Genomic DNA, 23,956 nt, shown 5'->3' with positions numbered 1-23,956 from the left:
AGAGGGCCATGCTCGGGCTGTTCTAGATATCGAGGAACCGGACGTCCTTGGCGTTTTGCTGGATGAAGTTGCGGCGTGATTCCACATCTTCACCCATGAGGATGGAGAAAATCTGGTCGGCTTCAGCGGCGTCGTCCATGGTTACCTGAAGCAGCGTGCGGTGAGCAGGATCCATGGTGGTATCCCACAGTTCCGTGTAGTCCATTTCACCCAAACCCTTGTAGCGCTGGATGCCGTTGTCCTTGGGGATACGGCGTCCGGAAGCGGCTCCTGCGGCCAATGCTGCGTCGCGTTCCTTGTCACTGAACACGTAATCGTGTGCAGCGTTGGACCACTTGATCCGGTAGAGCGGAGGCTGGGCCAAGTACACGTAGCCGTTTTCAATCAGTGGACGCATGTAGCGGAACAACAGTGTCAGCAGCAGGGTAGTGATGTGCTGTCCATCCACATCTGCATCTGCCATGAGCACAATCTTGTGGTAGCGAACCTTCGCTACATCGAAGTCCTCACCGATGCCGGCGCCGAAGGCAGTAATCATGGCCTGGACTTCAGCGTTGCCCAGTGCCCTGTCAAGACGGGCCCGTTCAACGTTCAGGATCTTTCCACGCAAGGGAAGAATAGCCTGCGTGTGGGGGTTTCGCCCGCGCACGGCTGAACCACCGGCCGAGTCACCCTCCACAATATAAATTTCAGACAGCGCAGGATCCTTGGACTGGCAGTCCTTAAGTTTGCCTGGCATGCCGCCTGACTCCAACAAACCCTTACGGCGGGTGTTTTCGCGTGCCTTTCGGGCAGCCATACGGGCCTGTGATGCCTGGATGGCCTTACGAATGATGTCCTTGGCTGGACCGGGGTTGCGTTCGAGCCAATCGCCGAGCCCGTCAGTAACAACGCGTTGCACGAAGCCCTTGACCTCTGAGTTGCCCAGCTTGGTCTTGGTCTGGCCCTCAAACTGAGGTTCGGAAAGCTTGACCGAAATAACGGCTGTGAGTCCTTCACGGATGTCGTCCCCTGTGAGGTTGTCATCCTTTTCCCGAATAATGGTTTTTTCCCGTGCATACCGGTTGATCAGAGACGTCATGGCGGCCCGGAACCCTTCTTCATGGGTTCCGCCTTCATGGGTGTTGATCGTGTTGGCGTATGTGTGCACACTCTCTGAGAAGGACGTTGTCCACTGCATGGCGATTTCAACAGCCATACTCCGCGCGGAATCTTCAGTTTCGAAAGCAATCACATCATCGTGAACGGGCTCATATTTTTTGGACGTGTTCAGGTGCTTGACGTAATCGAGCAGTCCGTCCTTGTACTGGTAAACAACTACACGTTTACCAGTGACTATGTCCTTGCCTTCAGGGATCGCATCAAGATCCAAATCTTCATCCGAAAGAACCTCGGCTACACGCTCATCTGAGAGTGTGATCTTCAAGCCCTTATTCAGGAAAGCCATTTGCTGGAACCGTGCCCGCAGGGTTTCAAACTCAAACTCTACCGACTCAAAGATCTCCGGATCTGGGTAGAACGTCTGTGTGGTGCCTGTTTCCGTAGTGGTTTCACCCTTGATCAGGGTGCCTTGGGGCTTACCGCCGTCGGCAAAGTTCATACGCCATACGTAACCTTGGCGCCGGATCTCAGTTTCAACCCTGCGGGAAAGGGCATTAACTACGGAAATGCCCACACCGTGCAGGCCACCGGAAACGGCATAACCGCCGCCGCCAAACTTACCTCCAGCATGCAAAATGGTCATAACCACTTCAACCGTGGGTTTGCCTTCTGTGGGGTGGATGTCAACGGGAATTCCTCGACCGTTGTCAACAACTTTCACGCCGCCTTCGGCGGTAAGGGTGATCTCAATGTGGTCGCAGTAGCCGGCAAGGGCTTCATCCACAGAGTTATCCACTACTTCGTAGACAAGGTGGTGCAAGCCACGCAAACCTGTGGAACCGATGTACATGCCAGGACGTTTCCGGACTGCTTCCAGACCCTCCAAGACAGTAATGTCACTTGCATCGTAGTGACTGGTGTCTGCTGTCATGGCAGATACTTCCGAAATCGGAGAGGCACCTTCTGGAGTATTCTCCGGCTCTGGATTCACGGCACTATCCGAATTGTTCGTCGTCACAGGCGCGTTCGACCCCTTTGGTTGTTCAGCGTGGTTGCCACCTTTTGAACGCGCATGAAACAGTGAACTGCCCTGCATTCGTTCCTTGGGGAAGGCACATAAATGCCGCTCTCAACGAATGCTAAAAGCTACCACAGCGCCGCGGAGAGACGGTTGTAGTCCAATTCTACCTTGCACCACGGCTATATAACGCCTCAACGTGCCCTAAAACGCGAGAAAAGCGCCTTAGGACGCAATTGTTGAGCCTTCTTTAAGGAGATGTACGGCTAATGGGGTTTCAATCGCCCTACAGCGCCTTGCACGCTCCCGCCAAGAAAGCAACATTATCCGTAAGTGTCCCTGGGTCCACGGCCCTTCACGGTGCGGTAACCCTTTCGCCAACTCGGGGCAGTCGGGCCCAGAACCATAATCTTTGTCACCACGCCGTGTCCCAACTCGGCATCAAACTTTGCCAACAGGGATAGGGAGAGAAGCCGTAGCTGGGTTGCCCAACTGGTGGAATCACATCTGACATGCAAGGTGGTGGCTTCAAAGCTCTCCGGACGGCAATGAGCGGCAATTTCCGGACCAACAAGATCATCCCACTGAGCCATGACGGAGCCAACGGCTAAAGGAGAGCTCCACCCTCTGTCAGAAACCAGCCTGCTAACAACATTTCCAAGCCCCTGGGGATCCCTTCCGCCACCATACTTTGCATCGAGAAACGGTTTCCTTTTACTTCTGGGGGTTGTTTTTTCACCAAGACGCCCTCGCGAAATTCGCAGTTCACCGCGGCTTTTTGCGATGGCACGCATCCGGTTCAGGGCTGCCTGGGCCGCATCCACTTCGGTGTCATGATCAGATTTAGCCGCTGCCATACTACTTATTTTGCCTGTGAGGTCCCTACCCGAATCTGCCACAGACTCCTCAGTCATGGTTCATCACGCCGCCGGGAATCACCTGGATGGTTGATCCTGACAATTCCTCGGGAATATCCGCTCCCACCGCGGCCGTGACCAGAACTTGTTCGGCTGCCCCTACCATCGAGGCAAGCTTGCGCCGTCGTTGTGCATCCAGTTCAGCGAAAACATCGTCAAGAATCAGGATTGGCTGATTCCCCGCCACATGTTTGTCCTCATCCAACACGTGAAAAGAGGCGAGCCGCAGAGCCAAGGCAATGGACCACGATTCTCCATGGGAGGCATAGCTGCGGGCCGGTGCGTTACCCAAAAGAAGATCCAACTCATCACGATGGGGCCCCACAAGGGACATTCCACGTTCAAGTTCGCGGGTCCTCGATGCCGTCAATACGGTTCTGTAGCGTTGCGCCAATTCCTCCACAGGGCATAGGGATAAGTCTTCGCCGTCAAGAACCTCTGGCAGCACACCTCCGGTTGGTTCCCCGAATGCACTGTAGGTGGCGTCGTCGTGCTCTTCTTGCGGGGGCGATTCCGGCGGCCCGGATATGGTGATCTGGTCAAGACTGCTGCGGTAAAGTGCCCGCAAAATTTTGGAACCGTCAGTCAATTCTGCGTAAGCCTGTGCCAGGTGGGGGCGCAAACGGTTGAGCAGATCTAGCCGGGCAAGGAGCAATCCCGCAGCGGCCATAGCCATGTGCTCGTCCCACACATCCAGCGTTGCAAGATGAGACTCGGAAACTCCGGAACGAGAAAAATGTTGAGAACGCGCTGATTTTAACAACGCGTTGCGCTGCTTGAGGACCCTGTCATAATCGCTGCGGGTACCTGCATGTTTTGGTAACAGAACTACTAAAAGATCGTCAAGAAACCGGCGCCGGTTACCAGGATCACCCTTGACCAGGGCCAGATCCTCCGGTGCAAAAAGCACTGTGCGGCAAATACCAAGAATATCCCGGGCCCGCACCGGATTGGCCCGATTGATCCGGGCACGGTTGGCTCGCGTCGCGTTGATTTCAACTTCAACTATGACTTTTTGTTCGGCCCGCACCAACTGGGCCCGGATGAGCGCCCGGTCAGTACCAAAGCGTAAAAGGGGCGCATCCTGGCTAACGCGGTGGGATGAGAGCGTGGCCAAATATCCGATCGATTCCACCAGATTGGTTTTACCCAATCCGTTGGAACCTACAAGGACAGTGACTCCGGGTGTCAACGCCAGATCCACCTGTGCGTAACTGCGGAAATCCGTCAGGGAAAGATGCTCAAGGTACATAGAAAGTAGTTTTATTCACTGCTGGGACTGGCTGGTTTTGTCGCATGCCCACCAAATTGGTGACGCAGAGCAGAAACCATTTTCATGGCTGGAGAATTATCCTCGCGAGAGGAGAACCTGGCGAAGAGAGCTGCCGTGATGGCGGGAGCTGGTACGGCGTTGGCAATGGCTTCCTCTACGGTCCACCGGCCTTCGCCAGAATCTTCTACATAATCATCAATGGACTCCAGCCCCGGATCCTCATCCAGCGCTTTGACCATCAAATCCAGCAGCCAGGAACGTACTACGGTGCCTTTTTGCCAAGCCCGGAATGTTCCTGGCAGGTCCTGAATAATATCCTTCTTGGCGAGGAGCTCGTAACCCTCAGCGTAGGACTGCATCAGTCCGTATTCGATGCCGTTGTGGACCATTTTTGCGTAATGGCCGGCTCCAATGCCACCAACGTGGACAAAACTGTCGGCCCTTTCCCCCTCAGGACGGAGTGCGTCAAACACGGGTAGGGCTCGGCTTACATCTTCCGACGCGCCGCCAGCCATCAGCCCATAACCATTGCTCAGACCCCAAACTCCTCCGGAAACACCAACATCGATGAAGGAAATATCCTTGCCGCGCAACAATTCACCGTGTTTTTGATCTTCCGTGAATCGTGAGTTCCCGCCGTCAACCACAAGGTCTCCTGGTTCGAGAAGTCCTGAAAGATCTGTGATCACTGATTCTGTAACGGCACCGGAAGGAACCATGACCCAAATCAGGCGAGGAGCCGGAACTGCTGCCACGAGTTCAGTCAAAGTAGTGACATCACTGACCTCGGGGTTTTGGTCAAATCCGGTGACTTCGATCTGCGCTGCACGCAAACGGGCCCGCATGTTGAAGCCCATTTTTCCAAGTCCAACAAGTCCAATATGCATGATATTTACTCTCTTCCGTGGGAATGGGCTAGAACGGCGGCAAAATCGAAATTACGAGGAAGGCAACCTCACTGGCATTACCAGGTAGCGGTACTCATCCCGGCGGTCACCGTCAAGATCATCTTGGGCATTGATCATGGCTGGTTTTGGTGCCGAGGTGAAGGAGAACCGAACGTACTTGCTGTCGAAGGCATTCAGACCCTCACTGAGGTAGTGCGGGTTGAATGCAACAGTAATTTCATCGCCCACAAGTGCTGCTTCCAGGTTCTCCGACGCCTGTGCATCCTCGCCAGTGCCCGCATCGAGGGTGAGCTGACCATCAGTGAAAATCAACCGTACTGGCGTGTTTCTTTCAGCAACCAGGGAAACTCGACGAACAGCTTCGGCCAAGGCATGGGTTTCTACTGTTGCATAAATGGGAGTGGTGTCCGGGAATAGTGACCGAATCTTGGGATATTCTCCATCAACCAACAGGGAGGTGGTGCGGCGTCCGCCACTTTCGAAGCCGATGAGTTCGCTGTTGGATGACAAGGCAATGTTGATGTTTCCAGCATTGCCAAGAGTTTTGGCCACTTCGCTGAGAGTTTTTGCCTTGATCAAAGCGGCGGCAGAAATATTGGGCGTTGAAGGGTTCCAACGCACTTCCCGCAGTGCCAACCTGTACCTGTCAGTGGCCAAGAGAGTGATCAGATCACCCTCAATTTCCATCTTGACGCCGGTCAGAACGGGAAGGGTGTCATCCTTGCTCGAGGCAATAATGACCTGGGAAACAGCCTGAGCAAAAGCCTCGCCGTCCACCGTTCCACTAATTTCTGGAAGAGCAGGAAGTTCCGGGTAGTCGTTGACAGGCATGGTGGCCAAATGAAAGCGGCTGCTACGGCAAGTCAAAGTCACCTTGTTGCCGTCGGTCTCTACATCAACGGGAGCGGCCGGAAGGCTTCGGCAGATGTCCGCCAAAAGACGCCCGGAAACAAGGATGGTTCCTTCTTCGGAGATATCTGCTGGTATCTGCAACCGTGCCGAGATCTCGTAGTCAAAGCTGGACAGGCTCAAGGTACCGGCTTCGGCCTTTAGCAACAGGCCTGAGAGGACCGGGACAGGAGGCCGGGGAGACAAGGAACGTGCGGCCCAGCTGACTGCTTCGGTCAGAACATCCCGTTCGACTCGGAACTTCACGTAAGGGTGCCGCCTTTCAATGTACGAAAAAAAATTTAAGGGTTCCCGGTGGACCTGTCCGAAGGGGTCAGACACCAAGGTTGAAATTACATCCTTGGAGACAGCTTAGCGCCTTGGGAAGTTCATTTGGACATTGGTCTTTGCCCTGGGCAGGGCCGGATGGGATAAAAGGTAAATGTTGTTTGAAACGAAAGATTCTTGTAGTTCGTAGTGTTAATAAGTCCTGTGGATACTGTGGATAAGTGCCTTTCAGCACGTGATTTCGCAGAAGTTGCCTGTGCACAGGTTGTGAGGCTGTCCCGTTTTGGGGTGTGGGGAACGGTGGAGAACTTTTTGAGGGCTTTTAATGATCCACAGGCAACCAGGTAGTTATCCGCAGGTTGGGGAGGTTGTGCCTGAGTAATCCACAGGCTTATCCACACCTGTTAATTTCTCAGAATTTTTCCCCGCTCCGCGGGTTACCCTTCGCGCTGCTGCTGTTTAATCTTGTTGGTGAGCTCAGTTACCTGGTTGTAGATGGCGCGTCTCTCAGCCATCAATTCCCGGATCTTCCGGTCTGCATGGATCACCGTGGTGTGGTCCCGCCCGCCAAACTCCTGACCAATCTTGGGAAGAGACATGTCAGTCAGCTCACGGCACAAGTACATGGCAATTTGCCGGGCTGTAACCAGGGTGCGGGTCCGCGACTTGCTGCACAGCTCTTCTAGAGAAATGTTGAAGTAGGCAGCCGTCTGGCCAAGGATTGCAGTGGACGTGATTTCCTGGGCCCCATCGTCAGTAATCAGGTCCTTCAACACCAGCTCTGCAAGCCCAACATCTACTGGTTGCCGGTTCAAGCTCGCGAACGCTGTTACACGAATCAGTGCGCCTTCAAGTTCCCGAATGTTTGTGGAGATCTTCGATGCGATGTATTCCAAGGCGTCATCCGGTGCAGAAAGCCCTTCTCCAATAGCCTTTTTCCTCAAAATCGCGATCCGAGTCTCGAGTTCAGGGGGCTGAACGTCTGTTAGCAAGCCCCACTCAAAACGGGAACGCATGCGCTCCTCGAAACCCTGGAGACGCTTGGGCGGCAAATCCGAGGTGATAACTACCTGCTTGTTGTGGTTATGAAGCGCATTGAAGGTATGGAAGAACTCTTCTTGCGTAGCGTCCTTATTGGCCAAAAACTGAATGTCATCAATCAGAAGGATGTCCACATTGCGGTACAGCTGCTTGAAGCTGGCGCCTTCATCGTCCCGGATGGAGTTGATGAAGTCATTAGTGAACTCCTCAGAATTCACATACCGAACCCGGATGCCTGTGTAGAGGCGGCGCGCATAATGACCAATGGCATGCAAGAGGTGAGTCTTTCCCAGACCGGAATCGCCGTAAATAAACAGCGGGTTATAGGCCTTGGCCGGTGCCTCAGCCACGGCAACTGCCGCTGCATGGGCAAATCTGTTGGAAGCACCAATCACAAAAGAGTCAAAAACATATTTCGGATTGAGCCGGCCAAATTCTTGTGACGTGCTCGGCAACATGGGAGAAGGCTTAGAGATGTGCTCCACGGGTTCATGGTGAGCCGGGCTATCAGCACGAACCTGAACCTGCGCGGGAACAGTTTCTTCTTCCTTAGCAGGAGGTACCAGGTCAGCGTTGACACTGAAGGCGCAACTGATTTCCTCGGAAAAGACTTGGGCCAAAGCATCGCTCAACGCTGTATGAAGCTGGTTTTGCAGCACTTCACGAGTGAGTTCATTGGGGACCGCCACCAACAAGGTGTTTCCGATCAGGCCCTGCGGCTGTGTCAGAACTACGAATCCGCGTTGCCGCGGAGAAACACGTTCGTCCTGCTCAAGAATTCGAATGACTCGTCGCCAGGAGCTGCCAACGTCATTGATGTCCTCAGTGCTCATTGACCGTTCCATCCTTACTGCCGACTCAAGAGCCGAAAATTTCGCAATTCACACACACCGTGTACGTGACTTCAGTTACACACATAAAACCAAATTTTTTTATGAGCGCAGACCCACTCAAACTGAGTAATCCACAGAGTTATACACATCGGTGGATAACTTGCCACTGGCCTAGCCTAGAGGATGGATGAGCCAGAAGATAGCGAGAGAAAGTGCTTGTGGATAAATGTCACAGCAGCGCCCTCCTGCGCACCTCATCCACAGAAGTTGTCCACTTAGTTATGCACAGCTGTGGATGAAGCGTTTATAAGCTGTTTTTCAGGATTCCGAGGACCCAAACAGGGACAATTCGCCTCCGTGGCGCTGAAGTCTTCATACTCCGGTTTGACTGACAGGTGTTGCGTGACCTAACGTTGTGAAGTCCCATGTGTCTGTTTTGCGCCCCGGCGTGCACTCCCCATAAATGAGGAGTGGAAAGGAACAGGCATCCATATACTTAGCGTCGACCCCTTTCTTACCTGTTAGTTACGGGCAAGGCGCATCTTTGATTGTCTTGGAGTAACTACCGTGAGCAAGCGGACTTTTCAGCCGAACAACCGCCGTCGTGCCAAGAAGCACGGCTTCCGCCTACGCATGCGCACCCGCGCCGGCCGCGCCATTTTGGCAGCACGCCGCACCAAGGGTCGCGTAGAGCTGTCGGCCTAAACAATAGCTGCTTGACGATTCGTCGAGCCTTATAGAAGTAGCGGTTGATCGCAAGGTGCTAGCCACCAAGAATAGAATGCGGACTTCCGCCAACTTCTCACATACTGTACGTTCCGGCGTCCGAAATGGACGCCGGAACTTAGTGTTATATATGGTGTCCACTTCTCCGGATGCACCCAGCCAAGTTGGGTTCATTGTGGCGAAGACTGTTGGGAACGCTGTGACCCGCAACCTCGTTAAGAGGAGACTGAGGGAAATTGTTGTTGAGACAATTAAGCAGCATCCTTACGGGGTCAATGTAGTTGTGCGCGCTTTGCCCGTTTCAGCGCAGGCTTCCTTCAACGACCTTGTCATGGACTATCGAAAGGCCTTCTTCGCTGCATCGACCCGTTTACGGGACAGTGCAGCAGGCTCTTCGCCATTAATTTCAACACCATCAGTTGACAAGGCACATGAGTCAAAAGGAGAAGATGTTTTGTGAGCAGCTCACAAACTCAAGGGCGTGCGCCCAGCCTACTCGGCGCCGTCGCACGTTTCTTGTGGCATGTTCCCCGCAACATTCTCATTATCGTTTTGAAATTATACCGGCGCGTCGTCTCACCCATTTATGGGCAGGTGTGCCGGTTTTTTCCGTCATGTTCAGCCTACGCACTGGAGGCTGTGACTGTTCACGGCGCAGTCAAGGGCACATGGTTTTCCATGCGGCGGGTTATCCGCTGCCATCCTTGGAGCGCCGGTGGCCTGGATCCGGTTCCGTCACCGGCAGTTGTGGATTGGGATGACCCTTCCACGGTGCCACTCATTGTCCAACTGAACCACCCGGTTGTATTTCTGGCCAAGCAACAGGAAACGCAAAGTCGCAAAGCGGCTTGAGGAGATAGATAAAGAAATATGGGCTTCTTCAATACAATTCTGTTCCCCTTCAAGTGGATCGTCTCGTGGATCATGGTTGCCTTCCATGATGTTCTGACAACCTTGGGGATGGATGCTGCCTCGGGCATCACCTGGACCTTGTCAATCATTGGTTTGGTGTTGGTGATTCGTGCCGCATTGATTCCGGTTTTCGTCAAGCAGATCAAGGCACAGCGCGGCATGCAAGCGCTGCAGCCGGATATGAAGAAGCTGCAGGCCAAGTACAAGGGTAAGACCGACCAGCTCTCACGCCAGGCCATGGGCCAGGAACAGATGGCGCTGTACAAGGAGCACGGAACCAACCCGTTCTCTGCTTGTTTGCCCATGTTGATCCAGATGCCGTTTTTCTTCTCCCTCTTCCAAGTGCTTTCGGGCGTGGCCAAGGCCAACTCTGAGAACATCGGTATTGGTGCGATGACTCATGCGCAGGTTGTGCAATTTGACGAAGCCACCATCTTCGGTGCCCGCCTTTCCGATGCCCTGCTTCCCTCGTTTCAGGGCGGCAACCTGACGGTCACCATTGCCGTGCTGTCAATCGTGATGATTCTGGCAATGATTGCCTCACAGTTCATCACGCAGAAGCAGATCATGTCGAAGAACATGTCTGAAGAAGCCATGCAGGGCCCTTTCATGAAGCAGCAAAAGATGATGCTTTATGTACTGCCGTTGGTCTTCGGTATTGGTGGTATCAACTTCCCTATCGGTGTTTTGATCTACTGGACCACTACCAACCTGTGGACCATGGGTCAGCAGTTCTTCGTTATCCGCCGCATGCCTACTCCCGGCTCACCGGCGTACAAGGAATACCAGAAGCGCCGCGAGGCCAAGGGCCTGCCGCTGCTGGGTGCATCCAAGAAGACGGTCGAGGCAGAAGTTATTGCGGAGAGCCCTGATCTGAAGGGGCAGCGGAACCAGCCACAACGCAAGAACAGGAAGAAGAAATAATGCCTGAAGAAACGCAGCTTGTCCCTGAGGAAGTATCCGCCCCGGTAGAACCCGGTGTTAGCCGCTTGGAAGAAGAAGGCGACATTGCCGCCGACTACCTTGAAGAGCTTCTCGACATTGCCGATATCGATGGCGATATCGACATTGAAGTTCGTAATGGCCGGACCTACATCTCCATTGTTGCTGATGAGGAGTCTGATTCGTTGCAGAGCCTGGTAGGGCAGGACGGCGAAGTCCTTGACGCCTTGCAGGAACTGACCCGTTTGAGTGTTCTCTCGGCAACGGAAAGCCGGTCCCGTCTTGTTCTGGACATTTCTGGCTACCGTGGCCGCCGGAACGAAGAGCTTGCCAAGATTGCCCAGGATGCGGCAGATCTGGTCAGCGGTGGCCAAGAATCAGTGGCGTTGGATCCCATGGGAGCCTATGAGCGCAAGATTGTGCACGACGCCATTGCCGAACTGGGTTTGGAATCCGAATCTGAAGGTGAAGGCACACGCCGTCACATTGTGGTGAGCGCAGCTCATTAGGCCGCAGTTTTCAAATAGCTACCAAACGGTCCCGGCCGCTGCCTCAGGGAGCGGCCGGGACCTAAATTTTAGAGGACACATATCGTGGTGGAACTTACTGCACAAGAGGCTCTTGCGGCCGAACAAATTTTTGGCGAACGCCTTGATCTCGCCAAACGATATGTTGAACATTTGGCAACGTCAGGCATTGAACGTGGGCTGATTGGTCCAAGAGAAGTACCTCGTTTGTGGAGTCGGCACGTTTTGAACTGTGCGGTGGTGGCAGAACTGATTGCCGACGGCGCTAAAGTTGCCGATGTGGGCAGTGGCGCCGGCTTGCCAGGGCTCTGTTTGGCTATTGCCCGACCTGATCTGTACCTGACACTCATTGAGCCACTTGAACGGCGGGTCACCTGGCTCGAAGAAGTCGTCATGGATCTGGGACTCAACAATGTGGAAATCATTCGCTCCAGGGCAGAAGCCGCCATTGGCAAGGTTGAATGCTCAGTTGTTACCGCTCGAGCAGTATCTGCTTTGAAGACTTTAGCTCCACTGACTATTCCGCTCTTGGGTGGCGAGGGGGAACTCTTGGCGATCAAGGGCCGGAGTGCTGAAGACGAGATTGCTACCGCTGGCAAGACACTTAGAAACCTCGGTGGGTATGAGACATCGATCGTTATTGCAGGGCAAGATGTTCTGGACGAGCCCACAACAGTGGTTCGTGTCAAGGTGAAGCGGCGCTGATTCCCACTGCTGTGGGAATGAACCGATAAGCTAGAGGTTGGCAACCATCGCCACAAGAAAGTGAGAGTGCAAGCGTGACCAGTAGCGAAGCAGCTTCGCAACGGATCCCTCCGTTCATGACATTGGGGTCGGCACGTTCTAACGCCTCAAATCAACCTAATTCAATTGATTTACGCCAACGAAGTTCTAATGCTGGTGTTTCACGTGAAACAAGTGCGGATGCTTTGAGTTCACTCAATGATGAGCTCGATGACAGTAGCCCCATTGCTAGCCAGCTCGTCAGTGAGACTAAGCGTCGCGAACGGTTGCTGGGGCGCAAGCTTCCCCGGCCGTCACATACGCGCATTCTGACGGTGGCTAATCAGAAAGGTGGGGTCGGAAAAACGACCACCACAGTGAATGTTGCAGCTGCACTTGCTTCTGCAGGATTGCATGTCCTGGTGATTGATATTGACCCTCAGGGAAATGCATCCACAGCCCTCGGCATACCTCACCATGCGGAAATCGATAGTATTTACGATGTTTTGATCAATGATGTGGCCATGGCCGAAGTAGTTGCCCAGTGCCCCGACATTGCGAATTTGTACTGTGCCCCCGCAACCATCCATCTCGCGGGTGCTGAAATTGAGCTTGTATCCCTCGTCGCGAGGGAGCAACGACTTCGCCGGGCCATAGATGAGTATGTTAAGTTCCGGGCAAAGAGCGGTGAAGCGCGGCTAGATTTCATCTTCATCGACTGCCCGCCCAGCCTTGGGCTCCTGACGGTCAATGCGTTTTGTGCGGCGAACGAGGTCATGATTCCCATTCAGTGTGAGTACTACGCACTGGAAGGACTGAGTCAGCTTTTGAAGAATATCGAAATGATCCAAAAGCATCTGAATTCAGATCTGATTGTCTCCACTATTTTGCTGACCATGTACGATGGGCGGACAAACTTGGCTGCTCATGTGGCAGCTGATGTGCGCGAGCACTTCCCACAGCAGGTATTGCGGGCCATGATTCCACGGTCCGTCCGTATTTCTGAGGCTCCCAGCTATCAGCAGACGGTGATGACTTACGATCCTTCGTCAACTGGAGCACTCTCATATCTTGAGGCTGCGGCTGAACTGGCTGAGCGCTCCACGGTTTAATGCGATTAGTCGCATAGAATCGTTCCAATTCACTTTAAAGTTCATCAGAGCCCACATGGCGTGGGTTTCATTCAATGGAGGATGTCTCAATGACTGACAAGCGCAGGGGTCTCGGTCGTGGGTTGGGTGCATTGATCCCGAACTCATCTGGTGATGAGAGTGGATCCTCTCAGCCAACACGTCCTGTCGACTTGTTCTTTCCGGAGCCCAAATCCCGTAAACCAGCGGTAGCTCCCACTAATACCGTAAAAAAGCCTGTAGAAGCCAAGAATGTTGAACTTGTAGAAGTTCCAGGTGCCACTTTCATGGAACTTCCTGTTGGCGAAATCCATCCGAACCGTAAACAGCCACGTACTGTCTTTGATGAGGACGACATGGCGGAACTGGTTCACTCAGTCCGTGAAATCGGAATCCTACAACCAATTGTTGTCCGCAAGTCCACTGAAAAGGGCGATCAGCCCTACGAATTGGTAATGGGTGAACGCCGCTGGCGTGCGAGTCTGGCCGCAGGCTTGGAAACTATTCCCGTTATTGTCAGGGAAACTACTGATGACAACTTGCTACGTGATGCTCTTTTAGAGAACCTGCACCGAAGCCAGCTGAATCCACTGGAAGAGGCCGCCGCCTACCAGCAACTTTTGGAAGATTTTGGCACTACGCATGAGCAGCTTGCCGATAAGATCGGCCGCTCACGTCCACAGGTATCCAACACGTTACGACTGCTGAAGCTTCCTCCGTTGGTTCAGCGCAGGGTGGCCTCCGGTGTGTTGTCTGCTGGTCATGCTCGGGCGCTCCTGGCTCTTCCGGATGCGGTGGCCATGGAAAACTTGGCTCAGAAGATTATTGCCGAGGGGATGTCGGTTCGCTCGACCGAAGAGGCAGTGCAGCTCTATCAGGCACCGTTGGATGGAAAGAAGCCGGCAACTAAGACTTCTAGCCCACGTCACGAACGACTTGATTTCTTGGCAAGTTCGCTGGCAGATCGACTGGACACGAACGTGAAGATTTCCCTCGGTGCCCGTAAGGGTAAGGTCAGTATTGAGTTTGCGTCAGTCGAGGATCTTAACCGGATCATGGATGTCTTGAGTCCCGACGCGAATTAGTGAGTGTTAGCGAGAGTGGCGGTGTTTCACGTGAAACACCGCCACTCTCGTCTTTAAGATATGTTCGCCAGGATTGATCCTAAGCGTAAAAATCGCGACCTTGACTGACACTCAGCGCTTCCAGATTCGGTCAATTTAGGAAAGCTGATGCAACTTGGATGCAACGTTCCACGTGAAACATCTTTTGAAAACTAATGAAGTTTAGTTTCGTGCGCCGGATCGGATGGTGTAAAAGTATGGGCGCTTAGACTGGGCTGTTTACTGAATGGTAAGGGCCGCCATCGCAGCTGAATGGACAACGAGGTTTTTATGCTGCGGCGTGGAGTGTCCGGTTTGGGAGATGGGGTCGGGGAGTAGGGCTTGTTCTTCATGTTCAATCGCGATTGTCCGCTCGGGCCGGTGCTTGCTGCGGAGGTGAACATCTAGTGCAGTATTGCCGGTGGGCCCCTCGTAAAGGAAGGGTGATGGCAAGTGTGCTCCTGGCCCATAGCTTTAGCTGGCACCTGTGTGCGTGCTCCTTGGAAATCACATAGTCTCATTGCCGGGCAAGACGAACATTTTGGGAATGGTATTTTCGAAAACAAACGTCTCTAGCAAGACCCCTTATGAGCAGCTAGTCCGCCTTTCGGCAATCTTAAGCGGCGAGGTTGTTCGGGTGTTTGACGAGGGACAGGTGCCAAGCGTCCAGAGCGGTGATTCTGAGGATCGCTAAACACGAAGTCCAATTCCGCAAAGAGGCGACCATTCAAATTTGCGGCTATCTACCCGTCTCATACACAGCTACTGCAACTCTCATCTAGGTTGGAGGGAGCCCACTAGGATGCGAGGCCTAGATTAAGGCGGCTGTGCGTCCTCCTAAGGGCCTGGTAGGTGTTCCGGCACAACAAGGCCTGCTGGGGTAAGCCGGAAGGGCGCACGTGGGATCTGAGCCTCTAGATTGACCTCTGCTAGTCCCGTTGCGCATGAGGTATGTGACTAAAGGTGCTCAGAGGGTGATTGGGGCCTAGGCTGACTCCATGAACCCGTGCAGGACAGCCACCAGTTGTGCAGTAGATGGGTGACTGCAAAGAGGGCCTCCCGCCACTTAGCTGTTGTTTGATCTGCTGGAATAGGAAGTGCCAGTACCACCCCGGCCCATGGCCAGAACTTACCCAATGACTTGGTGGAGTAGTTGTCTGCCCGGTTCTTTTGTGCGACTCCGGCGTTGGCCGGCATTGGCTCCTGTATCCCCAGCAGGACCGTGTGCCCATCGGCTTTCAGCCAGGGCAAGGTGAAAAGCACGGGGTTCAGAAAGAGCGACACTAGTAGGTGTAGATCGATGCACCAGCGTGTATATCAGACGCAGTACCTGCTTCTAATTAAACCGGCCAGCTCTAAGCGGCGTGACGCCTCGATGGTGCGCCCGCATTCTTCCGGAATGGAATCGGTGATACACATACCGCCTAACCACAAGACAACCTCCCGCTTCAGGAGCGCGATGGGGGCGCGAGTGCTTACCGTATTTATAGTCAGGTCTATTGTGCATGGGCCCTGTTGTACCGGGCTGCGTTGTTACCCAGTACCTCAGCCAAATACGGGAGCTCTGCAGTTCAGTGCATGTGTATGGATCTATCAGCACTGTTCGTAGGTGCGACCGAGTAGGGCCGCCATCTCTGCAATAGCGACCCGTGCGGGGTGGTGATGTGTGGTTGCGAAACGATCGCCGGATACCTGGGTGCGAGTGTCGTATCGGCCGTCATAAATGGGTAAGTTGTGCCGGTATATCCCGACTGACCTTTCACCCGTTGGAATCGAACAGCCAGAAAGCTTTACAGTCTACCGCCACATTCCTTACCCTGCCCGCCGGAGCGAACTGATAGCCTGCAAACGATTCCGCGCCTTACGCCTTGTGCGAGTCCACAAATACGCCGTATCCGCTGTGGTGGGATGGGATCGCAGCTTTTCCATGAAGAGGGGAACACCCGTAAGAGCCATGTGGTGCTGGGATTATCCATGATTCTCTCTGATGGTGCGGCGTCGGTCCTTGTCACTTCATTGGTACCAGGGTGGCCTTCTGCTGACTTAGTTGTGGTCAGGTTGGTGGTACCGGCCAATTGCGGAGAAGGTGAACAACAACGGCCCTCTCAAAGCCGCTACTGACGTTGCGTTCTAACAGAATTGATAGTGAAGCCGTTCACGAGGAACATGTCAACGGTGTTTATCCAGGGCTGTACGGGTACTGAATCATTGAACTCGGAGAACTTCCAAACTCGCAGTAACAGGGTATATTTTCGCTTACAGGGTCCGCTTGTCCCGTCCGGGTCATGCTTCATCCACGGCACTGAGACCGTACTGGTGAACTGAGCCAATGAGCCGGTACCAGGCGCGCAGTCTTTATCTTGGGGAATTCGTCATGGATGCTTCATTCGCCTTAGCTGCCGATGCTCTGCCATGTATAGACGAGACTTTCAATACTTCGTAGACAGCTGCCGGCTCGGTTGCACAGGCAGCTGTGCCGGTGGTTAACGAGTGGACATCACATCAGGTAGTTCTTCTTGGTGTTTGGCACATTGGTCCTCGTAGTGTTCTCGTTTGAGATTCCATTGTTTTGCCGAGCACGACGCACCGCAGCGGTCGGCTTAGGGCGTGGGCAAGGAGACTGGCACCCTTGGTAATAGGCCTGCCGGTTCGCGAGGGTGATCTGTACGACTGACTGGTCTGCGGGACTATCCTGGGTTTTTTCTAGCGGCCAGGATTTCCCCGGTCTTGGAGATTGTCAGTACTGCCGGATCAAGGTCTCCCTGAGGCCGTGTACGGACTTGCATGTAGTACAAGGCTTTGGCTTCCAGGGTCGGTTAGGGAATCGGCTGTGTTGCCAGCGTATGTGTTACGCGTCGCGTTGTTTGGGGCGCATTGGTCATTGTGGGTGACGATGTAGCTGCTGTGGTTTGTGCTTAGTTGGCAGCGTCAACCCGACGACCAGATCCGCCATTCCCGCCGGGGCCCGAAATCTCTGAGCAACCAAAGTGGCAGCATGATTTTGCTCGGGCCGCCCGTGGTGGAGTGATTCCTTCGTTCCCTTGTTTCGCTGTTCTCCACGAAGTGGCCCCTTCCTAGCCGGGGCGTGGTAGGCAAGAGTCATTGACATGATCTTTTGGTATAGGAAGAGGAGCGGGCGCGATGATGGTCGTGGGTAGCCCCGATCAGGCCGGGACGGACTTGCTGGCGGGCGAAATACCCTGTCCTCATTGCTCGACGCCGCTGCGCCCCCACGGGCACTCCCGTCACCGCACCGTGCGTGGCCTGGGCCAGGAGCGGCTGACCCTACAGCGGCGGCGAGCCCGCTGTGCCGACTGCGGACATACCCAGTTCCTTTTGCCGGCCGCGTTGGCCCTACGCAGGGTGCGGCGCTGGCTCCGCCGGGTCCCGGACACACACGTTCACTGGCTGAAGCAACAGGCAGTGAAGCACGCGTTCCGTCTCAACCCCGACAAGCTGGTCCGCCCCAAGCAGTGGCCGAGCCTGCTCGGCTGGCACCTGAATATCTTTGCCGGCGCCGCATTGGCTTTCAACCATCGGGCAAGTGTCGAGCTGCCGCCTTGGACCGTGATCGGGCACTTCACACGAGATAACATACTCAGCCCACCCCTGCACACCTAAAAAGAGACGAGACCGTGCTTTGCCATGCCCTGAAACACCACGTCACCATGACGAGCGGTCCATCGATCCCATCGTCATTTAAGGCGACGACGTCATCGTCAAATAGTGCACTCGGTAACAGTATGTTGAAGTAAATCCCAGGCTGTACGCGGTGTGGAATGGTCCAGGGATTGGCGCGGCCGGCGGTTGTTGTAGTGATCTCAAAACCGGTGAATCCTGCCCTGAAGGTGCTCGAACATGGCGGGCTGCTGCACGTCGAGGAACCGCAGCAGGGTTTGCTGAGAGAGCTCGTTCTTGCTTTGCGTGGTGGGTTTGCCGGGCAGTCCGCTGATCGGCATGGTCCTTTTGGAGGCGAGGAAGATTTCACCGGAACCGATCCTGCCGGCCCGCAGCTGATTGAACGCCAATGAGTTCTCCGACAGCACATCTTTGGTCGGGCCGTAAACGGTGATGGCTCGTTCGAGGACGTCCTTGGCATCGGTACTGTTCTCGGCAAGTGAGTACGCTGCTGTGCCCACATCGAAGCGCGAAGAGTCATCGAGGAGCTGGTACACGGTGATAACTTATTCGCCAGCGAAACGGTACTCGAAAGCATCCAGTTGCCACAATGACATCACGGTGGAGCGTACGAACGGGATGTACGGGGACTTGGGTCGTTGCCTGGGGGCTGCGTCGACGTGGCAGACACTGGAGAGCAGGCGGGTTATCCCTCGCGACCGAGGAAACCTTCCCACCCGGGAACCTCCCTTGCTGGCTGGCTTCGTTATAGATCGAACGTGGGCCATAGCACCAGCCATCGGCTTTGAGTTGCTTCCGGATCTTCACCACTTTGTGAATCAGCCGAGCCATATTTACGGGCCGGAGTCTTCGGTGCACGGGAACGCGGGTGAAAGAGAGTTCGCCATTCAATGACTATCGCTGCCAACCCGTCGGTAAAAGTGTCTCCGACGTGGGGAGAGAGTGTCGTCTCCGAAGTGACGAGATCCGATGTATACGAAGTGGCTAGATTACACACCAGATCGACACAGGCTCGCTACCGAAAGCCTCGACTAAATATGCCATATCCGGTAGCTGGCTCTTGAACATTTGTCCGTGCTCGACCCTAGTATTCCCAAGGAGGGGACATCCGCCAAGACGTCACCCAAGTCAACATGATCCACCCCGGATAAGAAGAATCACCCTAGAATAGTGCATATCAGCTCCACACGGATTGACCAGGGTCACTGCCGTGCCACTGGCTGCCAAATAGCCGGAGTCAAGGAGCGGAACACGGCACCGAAGAACGCCCAGACCAGCTGACACCCGGCAACACTGCAGCGAGCAACGGGGAGGTATGCTGGCCAAAAGAATAAGTGACGCGAACACAGACAGCGATGATTAACGGGTACAGCTCCCTAGCTACCTCGTTTCGGGTCCGCGTCCTTGTAGTCGATCGGGAGCGCCACCCTCACCGTGGCGGTGGCGTCATGCTCCGGCCCGCTTGCCCACAGTGCGCATCTACAAACCGACATGCAACGCCCTAAGTGCCTCCAGATTCCGACCAGCTGTTAGTGCTTGCGTTGTTGTTCGATGCCGGCGTCGTCTTCAGCGACGAGGTGATTGTTGGGTCTGATTGTCATCGTGATGTGCGGGCTCGTCAGGATGCTCGGCTGAGTCCGCGCGGCTAGATCTTGGGGTATCCCAGGATGTCTAGATTGAGGTTGCCTAAGGTACTGCAATATATCCTCGTGCAGCCACTCGGTATGCGATGAGGACACCCTGGCCCAGCAGGCTGGACGCCATGTGGGCTGGCAGCGTCGCTGTGGAGTCCAGCGAAGGATAGTACCCAGACGGCAATGCTGCCGCAGACTACCTCGTGGTGCTCATTATCATCATCGTCTCTGTTCCTTTTCGTTATCTCAACGCACCGGGATGGGATGCTTGCCCATCATTCCCGTTGCTGGGAAGGGGTGCGCTTTGGGTAGATTGGCACTGCCTCGGAACAGATGAGTCACTCCACCATTGATTGGTGGAGAAGACCACTGTGCCAATCAGGCTGCACAAGAGACTGGGTGCAGAATAGACCGCTGAATTGGTCTTCACGCTGACGCGGTGGTCAAACAAGGAGACGATTGATTCCACGGCCTAACACGCGTGAGGGTTCCAGGACGGGTCAAAGAGGAGCCAATAGTACTGACATGTAAACGGATGCAGGGGTGCCAACCTTTTGGCAGACGAGTGCGTCAACGCCATGCAATATTTCGCTGGATAGACTCGTTCACGATCTACGATCCGCATGACGGTCGTAGAGCTCATGGCCAGGAAGGGAAGGGGGAACCCAACCGGGAAGCAACGTGGCTCTACCCGGAGGGCGTGGGGGACCGAAACGGTACCAGTCGCAGACAGTGGGTTTGGGCTGCCAGCGCATTTGCAAGAGTGCTGGGTACTGAACTCAAGCTGGCACTACGGGATTCTGGATCCAATATCAGGTGAACGCATGATGGGGCTTTCCCGCTGTGGAAATAGCTCAATGTGATCGGAATTGGCCACATGACTTCAATGGCTAATTCCTCACTCTCACCTTGAGTCCTACCAGCCCTGCCGTTCGAAAGGTGTCCAGCGCAAACTGGTGGGTCATGCACAACTAGGAGCTGCGGACAAAGACTCGAGTATTAGGAGGCAATGTTGCGTGTACCAAAGGCTTGGCTGCGGTGACAGCTCATCTTTCGTATGTGCCGGGCACCAGTCTCTCTTCGATGCCACGCGCACGTTCTTACGGCTCGCCTCATCCAGGTACTAACGTACCTCGTTGATCCTCACTGCCAACAGTATGGTGGCGTAAGGTTGAATCCCTACTGCGAGTAGCCTGACCACGGAAACCATCCAGGACCACTTGGTATGTGGTCAGGCGTTTTGAGTGGATCGATTGGGTCATCACAGCTGATCAGAGCTTAGGTGTTTGATCTGAATGAGGCTCTCGGTATCGCAAGAGAACAAGTAGTGTTCCACGTGAAACATGAACGTCAGGTAAGTGAGTTGATACAGAGGTTCGGTTAGAAGATCCGGGGGAGGCCTACCGGATTATTCCTCCGTGTCTGCCAGGGGTTCATTTGCGAGGAATGCCTTGATGGCCATCTCGGTGAGGATCTCTTCATCCTCGTCGCTGGGGATGAGCTCCTCGGTTGGTTCGGCCGTGGTGAATTGATCGCAGTAGTCATCTTGGTCCGAGAGGAAAATGCCCATTTCATCCTCGAATCCCTGGGAGTCAATCTCGTGTTGGTCCTGCGTAGAGATTTTGAGCTCTACAATTTTCCGCAGCCATTTAGGGTAGGTCGGGGGCTGACTATCGCTGTCCTTGGGCGGATGATATCGCCCTGAGGGTGACGACCATGCGATTCCCCTGTCCGTCATTGCCGGTGTCCAGCCCCGCATTTTCACTTCACGACGTTCGGGAGTCTGGTCTGTGCGGTAGTGGCCCTGACGGGTTCTGTTGTCCTTGAAGTGCTTTAGCGCGTGATGCCGCCGGCACAGAACCTCCAGGTTCATGAAGGTCGTGGAGCCGCCATTCTCGTACTGCCTAATGTGGTCTATCTCAGAAGTATGGGCCTTGGCGTTGCAGCCCGGGAATTGACAGTACTCATCCCTGATCCGCAGCATGGTTTGCATTGCCTTTGTAGTTCTATAGCGTTCCGGGGCGGAATCCACTGTCTGGTTCGAGATGGGATCCACCAGAATGCGGTAGAAACTTGAAGACTGCGCCACCAGATGTCTGGCCACTTCCATGCTGATTGGACCAGCACCTTCCATCCACGCAGGCTCGTTGGTGGCGCCTAGCAACGAGAGTATCGGTACCATCAAGACAGGGGTGACCTGGGGCATTGGCGGCCACACACGGTCTGTCTTGTCTCTTGTGGTTGTGCCGGCACTGATCTTTGGTGAGGGGATGAGATCGGGAGGGGACCAAGCAGGGATCCAATCCGCCCAGTCATCAATGTCTGGGGCTCTGAACGCAACGTCTCCATAGTTTGGATCATCATAGACAGGGACCTGGCAATCATCGAGGTGGTAGTCACCCCGGTCAAGATCAGGTGTCAAGGATTCTCCAGAGGGTTCCTTTTCATTGCCCAGAGACTCGAGGCCCTTAGACGATTTGACCACACTGGTTGTGGTGAATGGACTGTGAATAAACTCTTGAGCTGTTCCCGTTCCAGCCTCTGCGTCAGGGGTTGGTGAATAGACACTGTTCTCCTCCATGGACTGGTTTAGCAGCAGTGCCGCCGCAACATCAGCCCGGAGCTGAGTTAGTGTCCGGTCCTCATGCGGCCCCTGTGCAGCTTGAGCAGTGCGGGTGCACAGGTTCCAGACACCTTCCAACGTGGGCGCCGGAGCGTAAAGGCTCAACCAGGACATGCCGTCTTGGCCGTGACTGATGCGCAAGTAGCGGCTGGAGTATGCGCGGCGGGTCCGGGCAGGGATGGTTTCAGGATACTGGCGTTCACGGAGTCGACGTGCCTTTTCACGGAAGCTTGGCAGAGTTGACGCTGCGGCCTTCTCGAGCAGGGCTTGCTCGAATGCGTGGATTGTGACTGGCGGCAAACCTGCTGCGCGCAGTAAGTCCGTCTCCTCGGCGATGACGACGGCGTGTTCCCACCCCAGCCCACCATCAACCAGCGTTGCCAAAGTTGTTGGCAATTGCTGGACTAGGGTGGATGCGTGATCCAGAAGCCTCTCGGACATGTTTTCAGGGATGGATAGTATGCTCGCGATTTCGGCTCGGATGCTGTTCATGCACTGTTGGTGTTGCCATGGATCCGCGTTTAGGACAGTGGCTTCCAATAGCGCTGTGGCCTGTAACCGCTCGATGAGCACGGCGGCCAGTGCGGCACATTGGTTTTGATGCTTCTTCAGCGCGACTAGTGCATCTGTGCATTCATCCATGAGAAGTCTGGCTGATTCCAGCTGCGATTGGGGGCCTTGATGCGAAGAATTTTCTGCAGACGACTGGAGGTTGTCTGGAATTCTGTCTCCAGACCGTGGGACGGCAGGGTCAGCTGAATGAGGTACAGGATACTTCGGGAAGGATGACATGGCAGAAATGTCAGTGTCCAGCGGTTCAATAAGAGGCAGGGTCAGTCCAGCAATCAGGTCCGCCACATGTCTTGTGGTGGATGAAGCATCCCAGCCAGCCGGGATATTCATTGAATCGCCCATATCTCTATTTTAGAGTATATACACTAGTAGAACAAGGATTATTATGAGGCATCGTTTATAGGTTCTAAGTCGTATGTTGAGCGCCAAGTACGGCCTGGTGTGCTCCTTCAAGTCCATACAGCTCTTGCGACTGTTCCTGCATGAGCGGTGGCAAGGCACTTGCGAATCTATTGGCGGCAACCTCTGGCTCGAAGAGCCCGGATACTTCCGGGCGATGTGGAGCCCACACCGGTTCACTCCGGTTCACACCGATTTCCCCCGATCCGTTCCTGACCGGTCTGCCCCTAGTCAATCCGCCCCGATCAGTTCGAATTCAATCCGTTCCGCGATTCTCGTTCACCACCTCCATGCGTGTACTGACGGCCTCCATGGGGCCCAAAGATCAGCATTGGAGGCGTGAGAGGGGTGCTGACAGTCGCCGGTTGGAGGACCAAAACACGGTGGCTGGAAATTTGTGTGTCGGTTGTAGACGCTGTCTGGACAGTTGATGAAGGTCCTCTTCTGGCTGCTTCGATCTTCAGCTTGCTTGCCGAGTGCTAGAAGAGATCATGGCTGGCAACTCATGGGGATCGAAGTGAATGATAGCTTTGCCTCGCGAGCGAAGATGGAGGCCCTACTGGAGGCACTACTGCGCGGCTGTCCAGGGCTGTTCTACTGCGTTGCTGGTCTTCGCTAATTGTCTTCGATACTCGGCTGCGTCACACGACTCTGCGTTGAGTTTGGCGCCAATAGCCCATTCAGGTTCAGTCGGGAAGCCGAGTATCCTATTGTCCCGCCCAGACAACGGCCGAACCCATACCATTCAGTTTTAGGAT

17 protein-coding genes are annotated in these 23,956 nt (G+C 54.6%); 9 read left to right on the top strand and 8 right to left on the bottom strand.

Annotation, left to right across the window (positions count from 1 at the left end):
* Nucleotides 1-22: 22 nt before the first annotated feature.
* The 6 genes from gyrB to dnaA form a co-directional block, all read right to left on the bottom strand.
* Nucleotides 23-2,032: a DNA topoisomerase (ATP-hydrolyzing) subunit B gene (gene gyrB / locus RY113_RS11250; protein WP_110105929.1), complete on the bottom strand. Its 2,010-nt coding sequence runs from the start codon at nt 2,030-2,032 to the stop codon at nt 23-25.
* Nucleotides 2,033-2,442: 410 nt separating this feature from the next.
* Nucleotides 2,443-3,033, bottom strand: coding sequence for a DUF721 domain-containing protein (locus RY113_RS11245; protein ID WP_373366705.1), 591 nt, complete (start codon nt 3,031-3,033; stop codon nt 2,443-2,445).
* Nucleotides 3,026-4,288: a DNA replication/repair protein RecF gene (gene recF / locus RY113_RS11240; RefSeq protein WP_315914617.1), complete on the bottom strand. Its 1,263-nt coding sequence runs from the start codon at nt 4,286-4,288 to the stop codon at nt 3,026-3,028. Before recF ends, RY113_RS11245 begins: the two co-directional genes overlap by 8 nt.
* Nucleotides 4,289-4,299: 11 nt before the next feature.
* A complete protein-coding gene (gnd, locus tag RY113_RS11235; protein ID WP_110105700.1) occupies nt 4,300-5,196 on the bottom strand; it encodes a phosphogluconate dehydrogenase (NAD(+)-dependent, decarboxylating) in 897 nt (298 codons plus the stop codon).
* A gap of 51 nt (nt 5,197-5,247) precedes the next feature.
* A complete protein-coding gene (dnaN, locus tag RY113_RS11230) occupies nt 5,248-6,372 on the bottom strand; it encodes a DNA polymerase III subunit beta (protein ID WP_110105701.1) in 1,125 nt (374 codons plus the stop codon).
* A gap of 458 nt (nt 6,373-6,830) precedes the next feature.
* Complete coding sequence (gene dnaA / locus RY113_RS11225; protein WP_110105702.1) at nt 6,831-8,267, bottom strand: chromosomal replication initiator protein DnaA; 1,437 nt, start codon at nt 8,265-8,267, stop codon at nt 6,831-6,833.
* 567 nt (nt 8,268-8,834) lie between these two features.
* Here dnaA and rpmH point away from each other — a divergent pair.
* The 9 genes from rpmH to RY113_RS11180 all read left to right on the top strand — a co-directional run bounded on the left by rpmH (nt 8,835) and on the right by RY113_RS11180 (nt 17,951).
* On the top strand, nt 8,835-8,972 hold the full coding sequence (gene rpmH, locus RY113_RS11220; protein WP_044569795.1) for a 50S ribosomal protein L34: 138 nt from the start codon (nt 8,835-8,837) through the stop codon (nt 8,970-8,972).
* Between the two features lie 55 nt (nt 8,973-9,027).
* Nucleotides 9,028-9,453, top strand: a complete 426-nt coding sequence (rnpA, locus tag RY113_RS11215; RefSeq protein ID WP_110105703.1) for a ribonuclease P protein component — start codon at nt 9,028-9,030, stop codon at nt 9,451-9,453.
* The gene (yidD, locus tag RY113_RS11210) at nt 9,450-9,845 is read left to right on the top strand and encodes a membrane protein insertion efficiency factor YidD (RefSeq protein ID WP_110105704.1); all 396 of its coding nucleotides are present in this window, start codon (nt 9,450-9,452) and stop codon (nt 9,843-9,845) included. Before rnpA ends, yidD begins: the two co-directional genes overlap by 4 nt.
* An 18-nt stretch (nt 9,846-9,863) precedes the next feature.
* Nucleotides 9,864-10,829 (top strand): membrane protein insertase YidC, encoded by a 966-nt coding sequence (yidC, locus tag RY113_RS11205; RefSeq protein ID WP_110105705.1) that lies wholly within the window; start codon nt 9,864-9,866, stop codon nt 10,827-10,829.
* Nucleotides 10,829-11,356: a R3H domain-containing nucleic acid-binding protein gene (locus RY113_RS11200; RefSeq protein WP_110105706.1), complete on the top strand. Its 528-nt coding sequence runs from the start codon at nt 10,829-10,831 to the stop codon at nt 11,354-11,356. The genes yidC and RY113_RS11200 overlap by 1 nt, the downstream gene beginning before the upstream one ends.
* Before the next feature lie 84 nt (nt 11,357-11,440).
* Nucleotides 11,441-12,079, top strand: a complete 639-nt coding sequence (gene rsmG, locus RY113_RS11195) for a 16S rRNA (guanine(527)-N(7))-methyltransferase RsmG (RefSeq protein ID WP_110105707.1) — start codon at nt 11,441-11,443, stop codon at nt 12,077-12,079.
* Between the two features lie 74 nt (nt 12,080-12,153).
* Nucleotides 12,154-13,209, top strand: a complete 1,056-nt coding sequence (locus RY113_RS11190) for a ParA family protein (RefSeq protein ID WP_281268038.1) — start codon at nt 12,154-12,156, stop codon at nt 13,207-13,209.
* An 89-nt stretch (nt 13,210-13,298) separates the two neighbouring features.
* A complete protein-coding gene (locus RY113_RS11185) occupies nt 13,299-14,312 on the top strand; it encodes a ParB/RepB/Spo0J family partition protein (RefSeq protein ID WP_315914613.1) in 1,014 nt (337 codons plus the stop codon).
* A 3,441-nt stretch (nt 14,313-17,753) separates the two neighbouring features.
* Nucleotides 17,754-17,951 carry a hypothetical protein gene (locus tag RY113_RS11180; protein ID WP_315914612.1) on the top strand — a complete coding sequence of 66 codons (198 nt, stop codon included), beginning with the start codon at nt 17,754-17,756 and terminating at the stop codon, nt 17,949-17,951.
* A 200-nt stretch (nt 17,952-18,151) separates the two neighbouring features.
* On the opposite strand, the gene RY113_RS11175 is transcribed toward RY113_RS11180, so the two are convergent.
* Together RY113_RS11175 and RY113_RS11170 are read right to left on the bottom strand one after the other, a co-directional pair.
* Nucleotides 18,152-18,505 (bottom strand): hypothetical protein, encoded by a 354-nt coding sequence (locus tag RY113_RS11175; protein WP_315914611.1) that lies wholly within the window; start codon nt 18,503-18,505, stop codon nt 18,152-18,154.
* A 2,506-nt stretch (nt 18,506-21,011) separates the two neighbouring features.
* Complete coding sequence (locus tag RY113_RS11170; RefSeq protein WP_315914610.1) at nt 21,012-23,141, bottom strand: DUF222 domain-containing protein; 2,130 nt, start codon at nt 23,139-23,141, stop codon at nt 21,012-21,014.
* Between the last annotated feature and the right edge of the window lie 815 nt (nt 23,142-23,956).

It is taken from the genome of Arthrobacter sp. lap29, assembly GCF_032458965.1.
Lineage (GTDB): Bacteria > Actinomycetota > Actinomycetes > Actinomycetales > Micrococcaceae > Specibacter > Specibacter psychrochitiniphilus.
The sequence above is the reverse complement of the archived record's forward strand: the minus strand, read 5'-3'. Positions and strand labels throughout refer to the sequence as shown.

Coding starts and splice junctions, on each gene's coding strand:
- gyrB (WP_110105929.1), bottom strand. CDS start 2,032: ATGACAGCAGACACCAGTCACTACGATGCAAGTGACATTACTGTCTTG.
- RY113_RS11185 (WP_315914613.1), top strand. CDS start 13,299: ATGACTGACAAGCGCAGGGGTCTCGGTCGTGGGTTGGGTGCATTGATC.
- RY113_RS11200 (WP_110105706.1), top strand. CDS start 10,829: ATGCCTGAAGAAACGCAGCTTGTCCCTGAGGAAGTATCCGCCCCGGTA.
- dnaA (WP_110105702.1), bottom strand. CDS start 8,267: ATGAGCACTGAGGACATCAATGACGTTGGCAGCTCCTGGCGACGAGTC.
- RY113_RS11170 (WP_315914610.1), bottom strand. CDS start 23,141: ATGGGCGATTCAATGAATATCCCGGCTGGCTGGGATGCTTCATCCACC.
- recF (WP_315914617.1), bottom strand. CDS start 4,288: ATGTACCTTGAGCATCTTTCCCTGACGGATTTCCGCAGTTACGCACAG.
- RY113_RS11245 (WP_373366705.1), bottom strand. CDS start 3,033: ATGACTGAGGAGTCTGTGGCAGATTCGGGTAGGGACCTCACAGGCAAA.
- gnd (WP_110105700.1), bottom strand. CDS start 5,196: ATGCATATTGGACTTGTTGGACTTGGAAAAATGGGCTTCAACATGCGG.
- yidC (WP_110105705.1), top strand. CDS start 9,864: ATGGGCTTCTTCAATACAATTCTGTTCCCCTTCAAGTGGATCGTCTCG.